Annotated in this window: 14 protein-coding genes; 9 read left to right on the forward strand and 5 right to left on the reverse strand. The window is 58.4% G+C overall.

Annotated elements, in window-relative coordinates; genetic code table 11:
• Positions 1-56 precede the first annotated feature (56 nt).
• Complete coding sequence (tkt, locus tag AFK65_RS16025) at positions 57-2,048, reverse strand: transketolase (RefSeq protein WP_038856357.1); 1,992 nt, start codon at positions 2,046-2,048, stop codon at positions 57-59.
• Positions 2,049-2,328: 280 nt separating this feature from the next.
• Between tkt and loiP the strand changes: the two genes are divergently transcribed.
• Entirely contained in the window at positions 2,329-3,087 is a 759-nt protein-coding gene (gene loiP, locus AFK65_RS16030) for a metalloprotease LoiP (protein ID WP_032804911.1), read from the forward strand.
• A gap of 109 nt (positions 3,088-3,196) precedes the next feature.
• Here the strand turns inward: loiP and speB are convergent, their stop codons facing one another.
• The 4 genes from speB to AFK65_RS22490 all read right to left on the reverse strand — a co-directional run bounded on the left by speB (position 3,197) and on the right by AFK65_RS22490 (position 6,690).
• Positions 3,197-4,117 carry an agmatinase gene (gene speB / locus AFK65_RS16035; protein WP_007796132.1) on the reverse strand — a complete coding sequence of 307 codons (921 nt, stop codon included), beginning with the start codon at positions 4,115-4,117 and terminating at the stop codon, positions 3,197-3,199.
• Between the two features lie 223 nt (positions 4,118-4,340).
• Positions 4,341-6,317: a biosynthetic arginine decarboxylase gene (gene speA / locus AFK65_RS16040; RefSeq protein ID WP_032804912.1), complete on the reverse strand. Its 1,977-nt coding sequence runs from the start codon at positions 6,315-6,317 to the stop codon at positions 4,341-4,343.
• Positions 6,310-6,456, reverse strand: a complete 147-nt coding sequence (gene yqgB, locus AFK65_RS21285) for an acid stress response protein YqgB (protein WP_004385639.1) — start codon at positions 6,454-6,456, stop codon at positions 6,310-6,312. The genes speA and yqgB overlap by 8 nt, the downstream gene beginning before the upstream one ends.
• Positions 6,457-6,543: 87 nt before the next feature.
• Complete coding sequence (locus tag AFK65_RS22490; RefSeq protein WP_419715444.1) at positions 6,544-6,690, reverse strand: hypothetical protein; 147 nt, start codon at positions 6,688-6,690, stop codon at positions 6,544-6,546.
• A gap of 420 nt (positions 6,691-7,110) precedes the next feature.
• Between AFK65_RS22490 and metK the strand changes: the two genes are divergently transcribed.
• The 8 genes from metK to ruvX all read left to right on the forward strand — a co-directional run bounded on the left by metK (position 7,111) and on the right by ruvX (position 14,317).
• The gene (metK, locus tag AFK65_RS16045) at positions 7,111-8,265 is read left to right on the forward strand and encodes a methionine adenosyltransferase (protein WP_007701516.1); all 1,155 of its coding nucleotides are present in this window, start codon (positions 7,111-7,113) and stop codon (positions 8,263-8,265) included.
• Between the two features lie 412 nt (positions 8,266-8,677).
• Positions 8,678-10,072 (forward strand): sugar porter family MFS transporter, encoded by a 1,395-nt coding sequence (locus tag AFK65_RS16050; RefSeq protein ID WP_007701521.1) that lies wholly within the window; start codon positions 8,678-8,680, stop codon positions 10,070-10,072.
• A 90-nt stretch (positions 10,073-10,162) separates the two neighbouring features.
• A complete protein-coding gene (locus tag AFK65_RS16055) occupies positions 10,163-10,663 on the forward strand; it encodes a SprT family zinc-dependent metalloprotease (RefSeq protein WP_032804913.1) in 501 nt (166 codons plus the stop codon).
• Positions 10,664-10,751: 88 nt separating this feature from the next.
• Positions 10,752-11,459, forward strand: a complete 708-nt coding sequence (gene endA / locus AFK65_RS16060; protein ID WP_007849015.1) for a deoxyribonuclease I — start codon at positions 10,752-10,754, stop codon at positions 11,457-11,459.
• 73 nt (positions 11,460-11,532) lie between these two features.
• Positions 11,533-12,264, forward strand: a complete 732-nt coding sequence (gene rsmE / locus AFK65_RS16065) for a 16S rRNA (uracil(1498)-N(3))-methyltransferase (RefSeq protein WP_007701531.1) — start codon at positions 11,533-11,535, stop codon at positions 12,262-12,264.
• 12 nt (positions 12,265-12,276) lie between these two features.
• Entirely contained in the window at positions 12,277-13,224 is a 948-nt protein-coding gene (gshB, locus tag AFK65_RS16070) for a glutathione synthase (protein WP_004385632.1), read from the forward strand.
• A gap of 113 nt (positions 13,225-13,337) precedes the next feature.
• Entirely contained in the window at positions 13,338-13,901 is a 564-nt protein-coding gene (locus AFK65_RS16075; protein ID WP_038856354.1) for a YqgE/AlgH family protein, read from the forward strand.
• Positions 13,901-14,317, forward strand: coding sequence for a Holliday junction resolvase RuvX (gene ruvX / locus AFK65_RS16080; RefSeq protein WP_007870755.1), 417 nt, complete (start codon positions 13,901-13,903; stop codon positions 14,315-14,317). Before AFK65_RS16075 ends, ruvX begins: the two co-directional genes overlap by 1 nt.
• Positions 14,318-14,475 lie beyond the last annotated feature (158 nt).

Below are 14,475 nucleotides of genomic sequence, written 5' to 3' on the forward strand. Positions count from 1 at the left end.
GCCCATAAAAAACGGGAGGCGCAGGCCTCCCGTTCGTTTTATAACGCCATGAGCGATTACAGCAGCGCTTTCGCCTGGCTTACCACGTTATCCACGGTAAAGCCGAACTCTTCAAACAGCTGCTCCGCCGGTGCGGATTCGCCGAAGGTGGTCATACCCACGACAGCGCCGTTCAGGCCAACGTATTTGAACCAGTAGTCGGCGATGCCGGCTTCGATAGCCACGCGCGCGCTGACCGCTTTCGGCAGTACAGCTTCGCGGTAAGCGGCATCTTGCTTGTCGAAGACGTCGGTGGACGGCATGGAAACCACACGCGCTTTCACGCCTTCGGCGGCCAGTTTATCGGCGGCGGCGACAGCCAGTTCAACTTCAGAGCCGGTGGCGATGAAGATGATCTGCGGCTGACCGTCGCAGTCTTTCAGGATGTAGGCGCCGCGGGCGATATCCGCCAGCTGCTGCTCGCTACGTTCCTGCTGCGCCAGGTTCTGACGAGAGAAGATCAGCGCCGTCGGGCCATCGTGGCGCTCAACCGCGTATTTCCACGCTACCGCAGATTCCACCTGGTCGCACGGACGCCATGTGCTCATGTTCGGGGTCACGCGCAGCGCCGCCAGCTGTTCAACCGGCTGGTGGGTCGGGCCGTCTTCGCCGAGACCGATGGAGTCGTGGGTGTAGACCATCACCTGACGCTGTTTCATCAGCGCGGCCATACGCACCGCATTACGGGCATATTCCACGAACATCAGGAAGGTCGAGGTGTACGGCAGGAAACCGCCATGCAGCGCGATACCGTTCGCGATGGCGGTCATGCCGAATTCGCGCACGCCGTAGTGAATGTAGTTGCCTGCGGCATCTTCATTAATAGCCTTTGAGCCAGACCAGATGGTCAGGTTGCTCGGCGCGAGATCCGCAGAGCCGCCCAGGAATTCCGGCAGCAGTTTGCCGAAGGCCTCAATGGCGTTCTGAGACGCTTTGCGGCTGGCGATTTTCGCCGGATTCGCCTGCAGGTTCGCGATGAACGCCTGCGCTTTCGCAGCGAAATCCGCCGGCATTTCGCCTTTCATACGGCGGGTAAATTCAGCAGCTTCCTGCGGGAATGCTTTCGCGTAGGCGGCGAATTTTTCGTTCCAGGCGCTTTCTTTCACCTGGCCCATCTCTTTGGCATCCCACTGCGCGTAGATTTCCTGCGGGATCACAAACGGCTCATATTTCCAGCCCAGCTGTTCGCGGGTGGCGGCCACTTCGGCTTCGCCCAGCGGCGCGCCGTGGGAATCATGGGTGCCTGCTTTGTTCGGCGAGCCGAAACCGATAACGGTTTTGCACATCAGCAGAGACGGTTTGTCGGTAACAGAACGCGCTTCTTCAATGGCGCGTTTGATGGCGTCGGCGTCGTGGCCGTCCACGCCGCGCACCACATGCCAGCCGTAGGCTTCAAAGCGTTTCGCGGTATCGTCGGTGAACCAGCCTTCAATGTGGCCGTCGATGGAGATGCCGTTGTCGTCGTAGAACGCCACCAGCTTGCCGAGGCCCAGCGTACCCGCCAGCGAGCAGACTTCGTGGGAGATGCCTTCCATCATGCAGCCGTCACCCAGGAAGGTGTAGGTGTAATGGTCGACAATGTCATGCCCCGGGCGGTTGAACTGCGCCGCCAGCGTGCGCTCGGCGATAGCCATACCGACCGCGTTCGCAATCCCCTGCCCCAGCGGACCGGTGGTGGTCTCCACGCCCGGCGTGTAACCGACTTCCGGGTGACCCGGCGTTTTGGAATGCAGCTGACGGAAGTTTTTCAGCTCTTCGATCGGCAGATCGTAACCGGTGAGGTGCAGCAGGCTGTAAATCAGCATAGAGCCGTGACCGTTGGACAGCACGAAGCGGTCGCGGTCGGCCCAGGACGGGTTCTGCGGGTTATGGTTCAGGAAATCACGCCACAGGACTTCGGCAATGTCAGCCATGCCCATCGGGGCACCCGGATGGCCGGATTTGGCTTTTTGTACTGCGTCCATGCTGAGCGCACGAATAGCATTGGCAAGCTCTTTACGAGAGGACATTTTGACTCCAGATCGGATAGTTGAAGGCCACGCCTTGTTAACGGCTTGACTACTACGCGTTATGGGCTACGCCCGAAAAATTGTCCCACAATGTAACCCAAGCGGCTGGGCATGTACATGGAGCATCCTTTTGTGCGCTAAGAAATCTCTGGAAGCCGCTCGCAGTTTGCGCAACCCACTCGCCGCAGGTGCGCAAACCTCTTTATACTTAGCCGCACGTCAACGAAGCCGCTTCGCGGCGACAATAATGAAAACCTCAATGGAGCGTGGAAGCATAACGATGAAAATGCGCGCGATAGTACTGAGCATGACCGCAGCAGCCCTGCTGAGCGGTTGCCAAAATATGAATTCCAACGGCCTGCTGAGTTCAGGCGCCGAGGCGTTCCAGGCCTACACCTTAAGCGACGCGCAGGTAAAAGCGCTGAGCGACGAAGCCTGTAAATCGCAGGACAGCAAAGCGAAAATCGCGCCAGCGAACAGCCAGTATACGCAGCGCCTGAACAAAATCGCCGCGGCGCTGGGCGATAACATCAACGGCCAGCCGGTGAACTACAAGGTTTACGAAGAAAAAGACGTTAACGCCTTCGCGATGGCCAACGGCTGCATCCGCGTTTACAGCGGGCTGATGGACATGATGAGCGATAACGAAGTGGAAGCGGTGATTGGCCATGAAATGGGCCACGTCGCGCTGGGCCATGTGAAACGCGGGATGCAGGTGGCGCTGGGCACCAACGCGATACGCGGCGCGGCCGCTTCCGCAGGCGGTATCGTCGGCAGCCTGTCGCAGTCCGATTTAGGCGAGCTTGGCGAAAAACTGGTGAACGCGCAGTTCTCGCAGCGTCAGGAATCCGAAGCGGATGACTACTCCTACGATCTGCTGCGTAAACGCGGTATTAACCCGTCAGGGCTTGCCACCAGCTTTGAGAAACTCGCGAAGCTGGAAAAAGGCCGTCAGAGCTCCATGTTTGACGATCATCCGGCCTCGGAAGCGCGCGCGCAGCATATTCGCGATCGTATGAAGGCAGACGGGCTGAAATAAGCAGCTTTAGTTATATAAAAGAAAACGCCGGACAGGGTTTCGCCTTGTCCGGCGTTTTTGCTAAGACTGCCAGCCCGGCTGAACGTTACGCTGCCGGGCCGGGCGTAAATTACTCGCCTTTTTTCGCCGCCTGGATGTAGAGCATTTCCAGCGCCAGCGTCGCCGCCGCCAGTGCGGTGATGTCCGACTGATCGTAAGCCGGCGCCACTTCCACGATATCCATACCGACGATGTTCAGATCCTGGATGCCACGCAGCAGTTTCAGCGCGCGATCGGAGGTCAGGCCGCCGATCACCGGCGTGCCGGTGCCCGGTGCGAACGCCGGATCCAGGCAGTCGATGTCGAACGTCAGGTATACCGGCATATCGCCGACAATCTGTTTCACCTGCGCGACTACGTCATCAACGGTGCGGTCGTTCACCTGCGGCGCATCCAGCACGGTAAAGCCGTTGTCTTTATCGAACTCGGTACGGATACCGATCTGCACAGAGCGGGTCGGATCGATCAGGCCTTCGTTCGGCGCGGTGTAGAACATGGTGCCGTGGTCAAATTCACAGCCGTTCGCGTAGGTGTCGGTATGCGCGTCGAAATGCACCAGCGCCATTTTACCGAAGTGCTTCGCGTGGGCGCGCAGCAGCGGCAGCGTCACGAAGTGGTCGCCACCGAAAGAGAGCATACGCTTACCGGCCGCCAGCAGTTTTTCCGCATGCGCCTGGAGTTTCTCGCTCATCTCGCGCGCGTCGCCGAACGCGTAGACCAGATCGCCGCAGTCCACGACGTTCAGGCGCTTACGCATGTCGAAGTTCCACGGGAAGCGGTTGCCTTCCCACGCAAGGTTGGTGGACACCTGGCGGATAGCGGCAGGCCCGAAGCGGCTGCCCGCGCGGCCGGAGGTCGCCATATCGAACGGAATGCCGGTGATCACCCACTCGGCGTCGCTGTCATACGGCATGAAATTCAACGGCAGGCGTAAAAAACCAAAGGCGTTGGAAACCAGGGAGTTGTCGTACTGATGGCCTAAGGTGTTCATGAATCTGACCTCTTTTTAAGGTTGAGACGTGGGATAAAAAAAATCCCCTCCGCGTCGTTAAACCCGACGAGGAAGGGATGGATTCGTGTACAGCGTGTTGGCGCGGATTATCGCCAGATTTTCGTTCAGGTTCAATAGCGCGCGGCTCATGCTCGTCAGTATAGAACAGGAAATTTCGCCGCGCGTTTTTCAGCCTCCTGACCGGCAGGAGGCTGAAACCTGATTACTCGTCTTCGAGATAGGTGTAGCCGTACAGGCCGCTCTCGAACTCTTCCAGGAACTGCTGTTGCAGCGCGGCATCCAGATCGGTCTGTTTGACCTGATCGCGGAAATGCGTCAGCAGCGTATCCGGGTCGAGCTGGACGTAGCGCAGCATATCCGCCACGGTGTCGCCTTCATCGGAAAGCTCCACTTCCACGCTGCCATCCGGGAATACAAACACATCCACCGCTTCGGTATCGCCGAAGAGGTTATGCATGTTGCCCAGGATCTCCTGGTACGCGCCGACCATAAAGAAGCCCAGCGGCGGCGGGTTTTCCGGATCGTATTCCGGCAGCGGCATGGTGGTCGCGATGCCGTCGCCATCGACGTAGTGATCGATAGTGCCATCGGAATCGCAGGTGATGTCGAGCAGCACGCCACGGCGCGTCGGCGCGTGGTTCAGACCTTCCAGCGGCAGCACCGGGAAGAGCTGATCGATACCCCAGGCATCCGGCATCGACTGGAACAACGAGAAGTTGACGTAAATCTTATCCGCCATGCGCTCCTGCAGTTCGTCGATAATCGGGCGATGCGCGCGGTTTTGCGGATCGAGCTGCTTCTGCACTTCCTGGCACAGGCTCAGATAGAGCTGTTCCGCCCAGGCGCGATCCTGGAGCGAATACGACCCGGAAGAGTAGCCGATATGAATATCGTGCAGATCCATCTGGCTGTCGTGCAGCCACTCGCGCAGCGAACGGCGCGTGCCTGGCTCGTGCATCTCCTGCCAGGTTTCCCACATGCTTTGCAGCGGGCGCGGCGCGTCTTCAGACGGCGCGGTAGGCTCGGTATATTCGTTACGCTCAACGCCGATGATATTGGAAACCAGTACGGTGTGATGCGCGGTTACCGCGCGGCCCGATTCGGTGATAACCGTCGGGTGCGGCAGGCCGTTCTCTTCACACGCGTCGCCGATAGCCCAGATAATGTTGTTCGCGTATTCGTTCAGGCCATAGTTGACCGAGCAGTCAGACTGCGAGCGCGTACCTTCATAGTCCACGCCCAGGCCGCCGCCCACGTCGAAGCACTGAATATTCACGCCGAGCTTATGCAGCTCCACATAGAAGCGGGCGGATTCGCGCACGCCGGTGGCGATATCGCGGATATTCGCCATCTGGGAGCCCAGGTGGAAGTGCAGCAGTTGCAGGCTGTCGAGACGATCCGCCTCGCGCAGCATCTCAACCAGTTGCAGCACCTGCGTCGCCGCCAGGCCGAATTTCGATTTCTCGCCGCCGGAAGACTGCCATTTGCCGGAGCCCTGCGAGGCGAGACGCGCACGCACGCCAAGACGCGGGATCACGTTCAGGCGCTCGGCTTCTTCCAGCACGATTTTGATTTCCGACATCTTCTCGATGACGAGATAGACCTTGTGGCCCATCTTCTCGCCGATCAGCGCCAGACGAATGTATTCGCGGTCTTTATAGCCGTTACAGACGATCACGCTGCGGGTCATGCCCGCGTGCGCCAACACCGCCATCAGCTCCGCTTTGGAGCCCGCTTCCAGACCCAGCGGCTCGCCGGAGTGGATCAGCGATTCGATAACGCGACGATGCTGGTTCACCTTAATCGGGTAGACCAGGAAGTAGTCGCCGTTATAGCCGTAAGATTCACGGGCGCGCTTAAACGCCGCGTTAATGGAACGCAGGCGATGTTGCAGGATCTGCGGGAAACAGAACAGCGCAGGCAGACGCTGGCCCTGGGCTTCACGCTCCTTTACCAGCCTCGCGAGATCGACGCGCGCTTCGGGGACGTCAGGATCCGGGCATACGCTGATATGGCCCAGTTCATTGACGTCGTAGTAGTTATTGCCCCACCAGGCAATATTGTAAGTACGCAGCATCTTGCTGGCTTCCTGGGAGCTCATTGCAACCTCCTGCATGGAACGTAGTACACCCTGTTCGCCCGCTGACGAAGGCGAAGATGAAAAGATGTCGTCAGACATAGCGAACCTCAAATTTTGTCGAAAGTGTAAAACAGTTAACTACTATCGCAGCGTTACACTGTGATAACAACCCATAAACAGCAGAGTTATCCAGCACATAGTGCTGACCACCCTGCCGCGCGACCGGTTTCTTATTCATATCATTGTAAAACACGTTACCGAACTCCGTATGACGGGTCGGCGAAACCACGAGAAAACTCCTGACGTCAGGAGAGCCCTTGTTCAGTTATCGCAAGCCGTGACCGGCCCGGGAATCCTGAGAAGCGCCGAGATGGGTAGAACATCGGCAGGTTTGCAAAAAAGAGATGCAGGTTGCGGGGGAAAAGCGCACGCCAGAACGGCATGGCAGATTAAGCGAATAACGGCGGTTCATTATCTGGTATCACCTCCACGCCAGCCCTTGTAGACCGGCGATAAGCCAAAGCTAAAAATCACTCTCAGCCCGGCTGGAAGTGGCGACACGGGGATGGTTTCCGTGCGCTTTTTTGCAGGAGCCGCGCGCGCCGTTTTATACCGGGAACAGGGGTAAAAAGCAAAACAAAAAAGCGCCGTTTGCCGTCCTTGTCAGGAATTCTTGCCAGCGCTGCGTTAAACACATTGTTCAGCGCCTCAAAAACTGCTGGAAATCGGCTTAAGATTTAACCTAGAATAGCCATCCAGATGTTAATCCATCTATACTGATTAACACTTAGCCTTCCTGTGTGTTTACCTGCATGGCCGCAGAATTTTCTTCTAAGATGGCACCAACACACGGTATGCTGAGCTAATTGATTTATCCAGGGTGATACAAAACATGGCAAAACACCTTTTTACTTCTGAATCTGTTTCAGAAGGACATCCCGATAAAATTGCGGACCAGATCTCCGATGCAGTGCTGGACGCCATTCTTGAGCAGGATCCAAAAGCACGCGTGGCCTGCGAAACTTACGTGAAAACCGGCATGGTGCTGGTCGGCGGTGAGATCACCACCAGCGCGTGGGTCGATATCGAAGAGATTACCCGCAACACCGTACGCGAAATCGGCTACGTTCATTCCGATATGGGCTTTGACGCCAACTCCTGCGCCGTACTGAGCGCTATCGGCAAACAGTCTCCGGACATCAACCAGGGCGTTGACCGCACCGATCCGCTTGAACAGGGCGCGGGCGACCAGGGTTTGATGTTCGGCTACGCCACCAACGAAACCGACGTGCTGATGCCTGCGCCGGTGACCTACGCGCACCGTCTGGTGCAGCGTCAGGCCGAAGTGCGTAAAAACGGCACGCTGCCGTGGCTGCGCCCGGATGCGAAAAGCCAGGTGACGTTCCAGTATGACGCCGGCAAAATCGTGGGTATCGATGCCGTTGTGCTGTCCACGCAGCACGCGGAAGACATCGAGCAGAGCGTTCTGCACGACGCCGTCATGGAAGAGATCATCAAGCCGGTTCTGCCTGCGGAATGGCTGAATGAATCCACCAAATATTTCATCAACCCGACGGGCCGTTTCGTTATCGGCGGGCCGATGGGCGACTGCGGTCTGACCGGTCGTAAGATCATCGTTGACACCTACGGCGGCATGGCGCGTCACGGCGGCGGCGCGTTCTCTGGTAAGGACCCGTCTAAAGTTGACCGTTCCGCAGCCTACGCGGCGCGTTACGTGGCGAAAAACATCGTGGCCGCAGGCCTGGCTGACCGCTGTGAGATCCAGGTGTCCTACGCTATCGGCGTGGCGGAGCCGACTTCTATCATGGTTGAAACGTTCGGCACCGAGAAAATTGCAACCGAGCAGCTCACCCTGCTGGTGCGTGAGTTCTTCGATCTGCGTCCGTACGGCCTGATCCAGATGCTGGATCTGCTGCACCCGATCTACAAAGAGACCGCCGCTTATGGTCACTTTGGTCGCGAACACTTCCCGTGGGAAAAAACCGACAAAGCGCAACTGCTGCGCGACGCTGCCGGTCTGAAATAATCCCCGCGCGGTATCCCCAAAGGCCAGCCTCGTGCTGGCCTTTTGCTTTTCGGGCGGTATGGCGTCCTGTCCCTTCTTGTTTACCGCCAGCGGCTATACTTTCTGCCAGCGCGACGGACAGGATTTCACTGGAAGCGATTACATGAACAAGAAAAGCGGCGTTTTTTCAGAATTGTCTTTACGCAAACGTCCCTTCTGCTGTCTGTTACATCCCGCTTCGGTTTAGTCTGAATTCCTTTCTTCCGCTTCGTTTCTGGCTACACTAATTAACTGATAAAAAAAGGGATAAGTACTTTACGCAAGTTGACACTAGTGTAACCGATTACACGCACGTGACTGATATCACATATTTTTACGTTACGCTAACTTACCCTTTACCACGATAAAACCAATAACCCAACTGGAGGGCAGTATGCCTGACAATAAAAAACAGGGGCGTTCGCACAAGGCCATGACGTTCTTCGTCTGTTTCCTTGCGGCCCTGGCAGGACTTCTTTTCGGCCTCGACATAGGCGTGATCGCGGGCGCGTTGCCCTTCATCGCCAAAGATTTCAATATCACGCCGCACCAGCAGGAGTGGGTGGTCAGCTCCATGATGTTCGGCGCCGCCGTCGGCGCGGTCGGTAGCGGCTGGCTCTCTTCGCGTCTCGGGCGTAAATACAGCCTGATGATTGGCTCCGTGCTGTTCGTTATCGGCTCCCTTTGCTCGGCGTTTGCGCCGAATGCCGAAGTGCTGATTATCTCCCGCGTGCTGCTGGGCCTTGCGGTCGGTATCGCCTCCTACACCGCGCCGCTGTACCTTTCTGAAATCGCGCCGGAGAAAATCCGCGGCAGTATGATTTCCATGTATCAGCTGATGATCACCATCGGTATTCTGGGCGCCTATCTCTCCGATACCGCGTTCAGCTACAGCGGCGCCTGGCGCTGGATGCTGGGGGTTATCACCATTCCGGCTATCCTGCTGCTGATTGGCGTCTTCTTCCTGCCGGACAGCCCGCGCTGGTTCGCCGCCAAACGCCGCTTCCACGACGCCGAGCGCGTTCTGCTGCGCCTGCGTGACTCCAGCGCCGAAGCCAAACGCGAGCTGGAAGAAATCCGTGAAAGCCTGAAGGTGAAACAGGGCGGCTGGGCGCTGTTTAAAGACAACAGCAACTTCCGCCGCGCGGTCTTCCTCGGCATTCTGTTGCAGGTGATGCAGCAGTTCACGGGGATGAACGTCATCATGTATTACGCGCCGAAAATCTTTGAACTGGCGGGTTACTCCAACACGACCGAACAGATGTGGGGCACCGTGATTGTCGGTCTGACTAACGTGCTGGCGACCTTTATCGCCATCGGTCTGGTCGACCGCTGGGGCCGTAAGCCAACGCTGATTCTGGGCTTTATCGTCATGGCGGCAGGTATGGGCATTCTCGGCACCATGCTGCACATGGGCATTGACAGCCCGGCAGGCCAGTACTTCGCCGTCGCGATGCTGCTGATGTTCATTATCGGTTTCGCCATGAGCGCCGGCCCGCTGATCTGGGTGCTGTGCTCTGAGATCCAGCCGCTGAAAGGCCGCGATTTCGGCATCACGCTCTCCACCACGACCAACTGGATTGCGAACATGATCGTCGGGGCGACCTTCCTCACCATGCTCAACACGCTGGGCAACGCGCCGACCTTCTGGGTCTACGCCGGTCTCAACCTGTTCTTCATCGTGCTGACCGTCTGGCTGGTGCCGGAAACCAAGCACGTATCGCTGGAGCATATCGAACGTAACCTGATGCAGGGCCGTAAACTGCGCGACATCGGTTCGAACGACTAAGCCTGACCTTGCCGCCCGTTCACGCGGGCGGTATGCGCAAGGGGCTCCCGCCTCTTGCGCCCATCCCCTCCTCAGTTCTATCCTCTCGCTATGAAAACCCCACGTCTCCCTATCGCCATTCAACAGGCCGTGATGCGCAGCCTGCGCGAGGCGCTCGCGCGCGCCAACCTCAGGCTTGGTCGTAACTATCCAGAACCGAAACTGGTTTATCAGCAGCGCGGCACCGCGGCAGGCACCGCCTGGCTCGAAAGTTATGAAATCCGCTTAAACCCGGTACTGCTGCTGGAAAACCAGCAGGCGTTCATTAATGAAGTGGTGCCGCACGAGCTGGCGCATCTGCTGGTGTGGAAGCATTTCGGCCGCGTGCCGCCGCACGGCAAAGAGTGGAAATGGATGATGGAAAGCGTGCTCGGCGTCCCGGCGCGCCGCACGCATCAGTTTGAACTCGATTCAGTACGCGCCAATACCTTCCCCTACCGCTGTCGCTGCCAGCAGCATCAGCTCACCGTGCGCCGTCATAACCGCGTCGTACGCGGCGAAACCCAGTACCGCTGCGTGCGCTGCGGCGACACGCTGGTTGCGGAAAGCTGACGCCTTCAGGAAATTTCTGGCAATAACCGATTGCTTCCGGCGCCCGCCTTCGTTACGTTGCGAACACCTTCGGACAAGGAGCTGGAAGATGTCTCGCAAAATTACACTGGCGGCGGCGCTGTGCGTCGCCTTCGCCGCGCCTGCCGCGCTGGCGTCCGGCATTCATAGTTTCAGCCAGGCCAAAGCCGCTGGCGTGAAAATCAACGCCGACGCGCCTGGCGATTTCTACTGCGGCTGCCCGATTACCTGGCAGGGCAAAAAAGGGATCCCCGATCTCAAAGCCTGCGGCTATCAGGTGCGGAAAAATGAAAATCGCGCGTCGCGCATCGAATGGGAACACGTAGTGCCCGCGTGGCAGTTCGGCCACCAGCGCCAGTGCTGGCAGGATGGCGGGCGGAAAAACTGCGATAAAGATCCGGTCTATCGCGAAATGGAAACCGATCTTCATAACCTGCAACCCGCCGTCGGCGAAGTGAACGGCGATCGCGGCAATTTCCTCTATAGCCAGTGGCGCGGCGGCGAAGGCCAGTACGGCCAGTGCGAAATGAAAGTCGACTTTAAAAATAAACAGGCAGAGCCGCCGGCCCGCGCCCGCGGCGCTATCGCGCGCACCTATTTCTATATGCGCGATAAATATCAGCTCAACCTGTCGCGCGCCCAGACCCAGCTTTTCGAGGCCTGGAACAAGCTCTACCCGGTGACGCCGTGGGAGTGCACCCGCGACGAACGCATCGCGAAGGTGCAGGGCAACCATAACCCCTACGTACAGCAGGCTTGCCAGGGGCAAAACCGCTAACCTACACTACCGGGCAATTGTTAACGCAGGGCTTGCCGCGCGATGCCGCAAGCCCGTTTACCGGAAAATGCCCATGCGAATTCCCCGCATCTATCACCCCGAGCCGTTGGTCGTCGGGCGTGAAATCGCTCTTGATGAAGACGCCGCGAACCACGTTGGCCGGGTGCTGCGCATGAGCGCAGGCCAGGCGCTGCAGCTGTTCGACGGCAGCAACCAGGTGTTTGCCGCTGAAATCACCCAGGCGAGTAAAAAAAGCGTGCTGGTCAACGTGGTGAGCGCCGAAGAGGCGAACCGCGAATCGCCGCTCTTTTTACATCTCGGCCAGGTGATGTCTCGCGGCGAGAAGATGGAATTCACCATCCAGAAATCGATTGAGCTTGGCGTCAGCGTGATCACCCCGCTCTTCTCCGAGCGCTGCGGCGTTAAGCTTGATGAAGAGCGTCTTAATAAGAAGCTGCAACAGTGGCAGAAAATCGCGATTGCCGCCTGCGAGCAGTGCGGACGCAACGTGGTGCCGGAAATCCGCCCGGCGATGGATCTCGAAGCCTGGTGCGCCGAGCCGGACACCGGCCTTAAGCTCAATCTGCACCCGCGCGCCGCGCACAGCATTAACACGCTGCCGCAGCCCGTTGAGCGCGTGCGTCTGCTGATTGGCCCGGAAGGCGGCCTGTCGGCCGACGAAATTGCCATGACCGCACGTTATCAATTTACTGATATCCTGTTAGGACCACGCGTTTTGCGCACAGAGACCACTGCGCTCACCGCCATCACCGCACTGCAGGTGCGCTTTGGCGATCTGGGCTAAAGGAGAAAAATAATGATCAAGCTCGGCATCGTGATGGACCCCATCGCAAACATCAACATCAAAAAAGATTCCAGCTTCGCCATGCTGCTGGAAGCGCAGCGCCGCGGCTATGAACTCCACTATATGGAGATGGCGGATCTGTATCTGGATAACGGCGAAGGCCGCGCCCGCACGCGTCTGGTGAGCGTCGAGCAGAACTACGACAAATGGTACGAGTTCGGCACCGAGCAGGATATCGCGCTGGCCGATCTCGACGTGGTGCTGATGCGTAAAGATCCGCCGTTCGACACCGAATTCATCTACGCCACTTACATCCTTGAGCGCGCCGAAGAGAAAGGCACGCTTATCGTCAACAAGCCCCAGAGCCTGCGCGACTGCAACGAGAAACTCTTCACCGCGTGGTTTGCCGATCTGACCCCGCATACGCTGGTGACGCGCAACAAAGCGCAGCTTAAAGCCTTCTGGGAAAAGCATGGCGATATCATCTTAAAACCGCTGGACGGCATGGGCGGCGCGTCGATTTTCCGCGTGAAAGAAGGCGATCCGAACCTTTCCGTGATCGCGGAAACTCTGACGGTGCTCGGCAGTCGCTACTGCATGGCGCAGAACTACCTGCCGGCGATTAAAGATGGCGACAAGCGCGTGCTGGTCGTGGACGGCGAGCCGGTGCCGTACTGCCTCGCGCGCATTCCGCAGGGCGGCGAAACCCGCGGCAACCTGGCGGCAGGCGGTCGTGGCGAACCGCGTCCGCTGACGGACAGCGACTGGGAAATCGCCCGTCGCGTCGGGCCGACGCTGAAAGCGAAAGGCCTGATTTTTGTGGGTCTCGATATCATCGGCGACAAGCTGACGGAAATTAACGTCACCAGCCCCACCTGCGTGCGTGAAATCGAAGCGCAGTACCCGGTTTCCATTACCGGCATGCTGATGGACGCCATCGAAAAACGCCTCGCTAAGTAAGCCTTTCGGGCGGGGTCGCTCCCGCCCGCTACCCCGCCGGGGGTGACAGCTCGCCACTTTCCCCGCATACTGAATCTGCCGATTTTCCAACCAGGACTACAGAACTTTTGACGATGAATTTACAGCACCATTTTCTCATTGCCATGCCGGCCCTTCAGGACCCGCTGTTCCGCCGTTCCGTGGTGTATATCTGCGAATACAACAATGAAGGCGCGATGGGCCTTATCATTAACAAGCCTCTGGAAAATCTGCAGGTGGAAGGTGTTCTTCAGAAACTGAAAATCGCGCCGGAGCCGCGCGACCCGGCGATCCGTCTCGACAGGCCTGTGTTTCTCGGCGGCCCGCTGGCCGAAGACCGCGGTTTTATCCTGCATACGCCGCCGGATGCGTTCTCCTCCAGTATCCGTATTTCCGATAACACCGTGATTACGACGTCGCGCGACGTGCTGGAAACGCTCGGCACCGCCGAACAGCCCGATGATGTGCTGGTGGCGCTCGGCTACTCTTCGTGGGAGAAAGGCCAGCTTGAAGAAGAGCTCCTGGAAAACGCCTGGCTCACGGCGCCGGCGGATCTGAATATCCTGTTCCGCACGCCTATCGCCGACCGCTGGCGCGAGGCCGCCAGGCTTATCGGCATCGACATCCACACCATGCCTGGCGAAGCGGGGCACGCGTAATGAGCGGTACCCTGCTGGCCTTCGATTTCGGCACGAAAAGTATCGGCGTGGCGATTGGGCAGCGCGTGACGGCCACGGCCCGCCCGCTTACTGCAATCAAAGCGCAAAACGGCAACCCGGACTGGACGCTCATAGAAAAGCTGCTGAAAGAGTGGCAGCCGGACGACGTCATCGTCGGCCTGCCGCTGAATATGGACGGCACCGAGCAGCCGCTGACGGCGCGCGCGCGCACCTTCGCCAACCGGTTGCATGGCCGCTTCGGCATTAAAGTAACGCTGCACGATGAACGCTTAAGCACCGTGGAAGCCCGCGCCGGGCTCTTTGAGCGCGGCGGCTTTCGCGCGCTCAACAAAGGCAGCGTAGACTCCGCCTCGGCGGTCGTCATCCTGGAAAGCTACTTCGAGCAACACGGCTGATGCATGACTCGCAGCGTCGCCTGACGCTGCGTTTATTCTTCTCTTACCCGCCCGAATTCCTTTATTTCCGCTAATGAATCCGTCACGGATCACACTTCTCTTGCGCCGCCTTTGCCCGCCTCGCCAATCGTTTCTATAAAAGAAACATCATCGGTAAA

This window comes from Cronobacter universalis NCTC 9529, assembly GCF_001277175.1.
Taxonomy (GTDB): Bacteria; Pseudomonadota; Gammaproteobacteria; order Enterobacterales; family Enterobacteriaceae; genus Cronobacter; species Cronobacter universalis.

Coding starts and splice junctions, on each gene's coding strand:
- AFK65_RS16075 (WP_038856354.1), top strand. CDS start 13,338: ATGAATTTACAGCACCATTTTCTCATTGCCATGCCGGCCCTTCAGGAC.
- AFK65_RS16055 (WP_032804913.1), top strand. CDS start 10,163: ATGAAAACCCCACGTCTCCCTATCGCCATTCAACAGGCCGTGATGCGC.
- rsmE (WP_007701531.1), top strand. CDS start 11,533: ATGCGAATTCCCCGCATCTATCACCCCGAGCCGTTGGTCGTCGGGCGT.
- loiP (WP_032804911.1), top strand. CDS start 2,329: ATGAAAATGCGCGCGATAGTACTGAGCATGACCGCAGCAGCCCTGCTG.
- yqgB (WP_004385639.1), bottom strand. CDS start 6,456: ATGAATAAGAAACCGGTCGCGCGGCAGGGTGGTCAGCACTATGTGCTG.
- gshB (WP_004385632.1), top strand. CDS start 12,277: ATGATCAAGCTCGGCATCGTGATGGACCCCATCGCAAACATCAACATC.
- endA (WP_007849015.1), top strand. CDS start 10,752: ATGTCTCGCAAAATTACACTGGCGGCGGCGCTGTGCGTCGCCTTCGCC.
- tkt (WP_038856357.1), bottom strand. CDS start 2,048: ATGTCCTCTCGTAAAGAGCTTGCCAATGCTATTCGTGCGCTCAGCATG.
- speA (WP_032804912.1), bottom strand. CDS start 6,317: ATGTCTGACGACATCTTTTCATCTTCGCCTTCGTCAGCGGGCGAACAG.
- metK (WP_007701516.1), top strand. CDS start 7,111: ATGGCAAAACACCTTTTTACTTCTGAATCTGTTTCAGAAGGACATCCC.
- AFK65_RS16050 (WP_007701521.1), top strand. CDS start 8,678: ATGCCTGACAATAAAAAACAGGGGCGTTCGCACAAGGCCATGACGTTC.
- speB (WP_007796132.1), bottom strand. CDS start 4,117: ATGAACACCTTAGGCCATCAGTACGACAACTCCCTGGTTTCCAACGCC.
- ruvX (WP_007870755.1), top strand. CDS start 13,901: ATGAGCGGTACCCTGCTGGCCTTCGATTTCGGCACGAAAAGTATCGGC.
- AFK65_RS22490 (WP_419715444.1), bottom strand. CDS start 6,690: ATGAACCGCCGTTATTCGCTTAATCTGCCATGCCGTTCTGGCGTGCGC.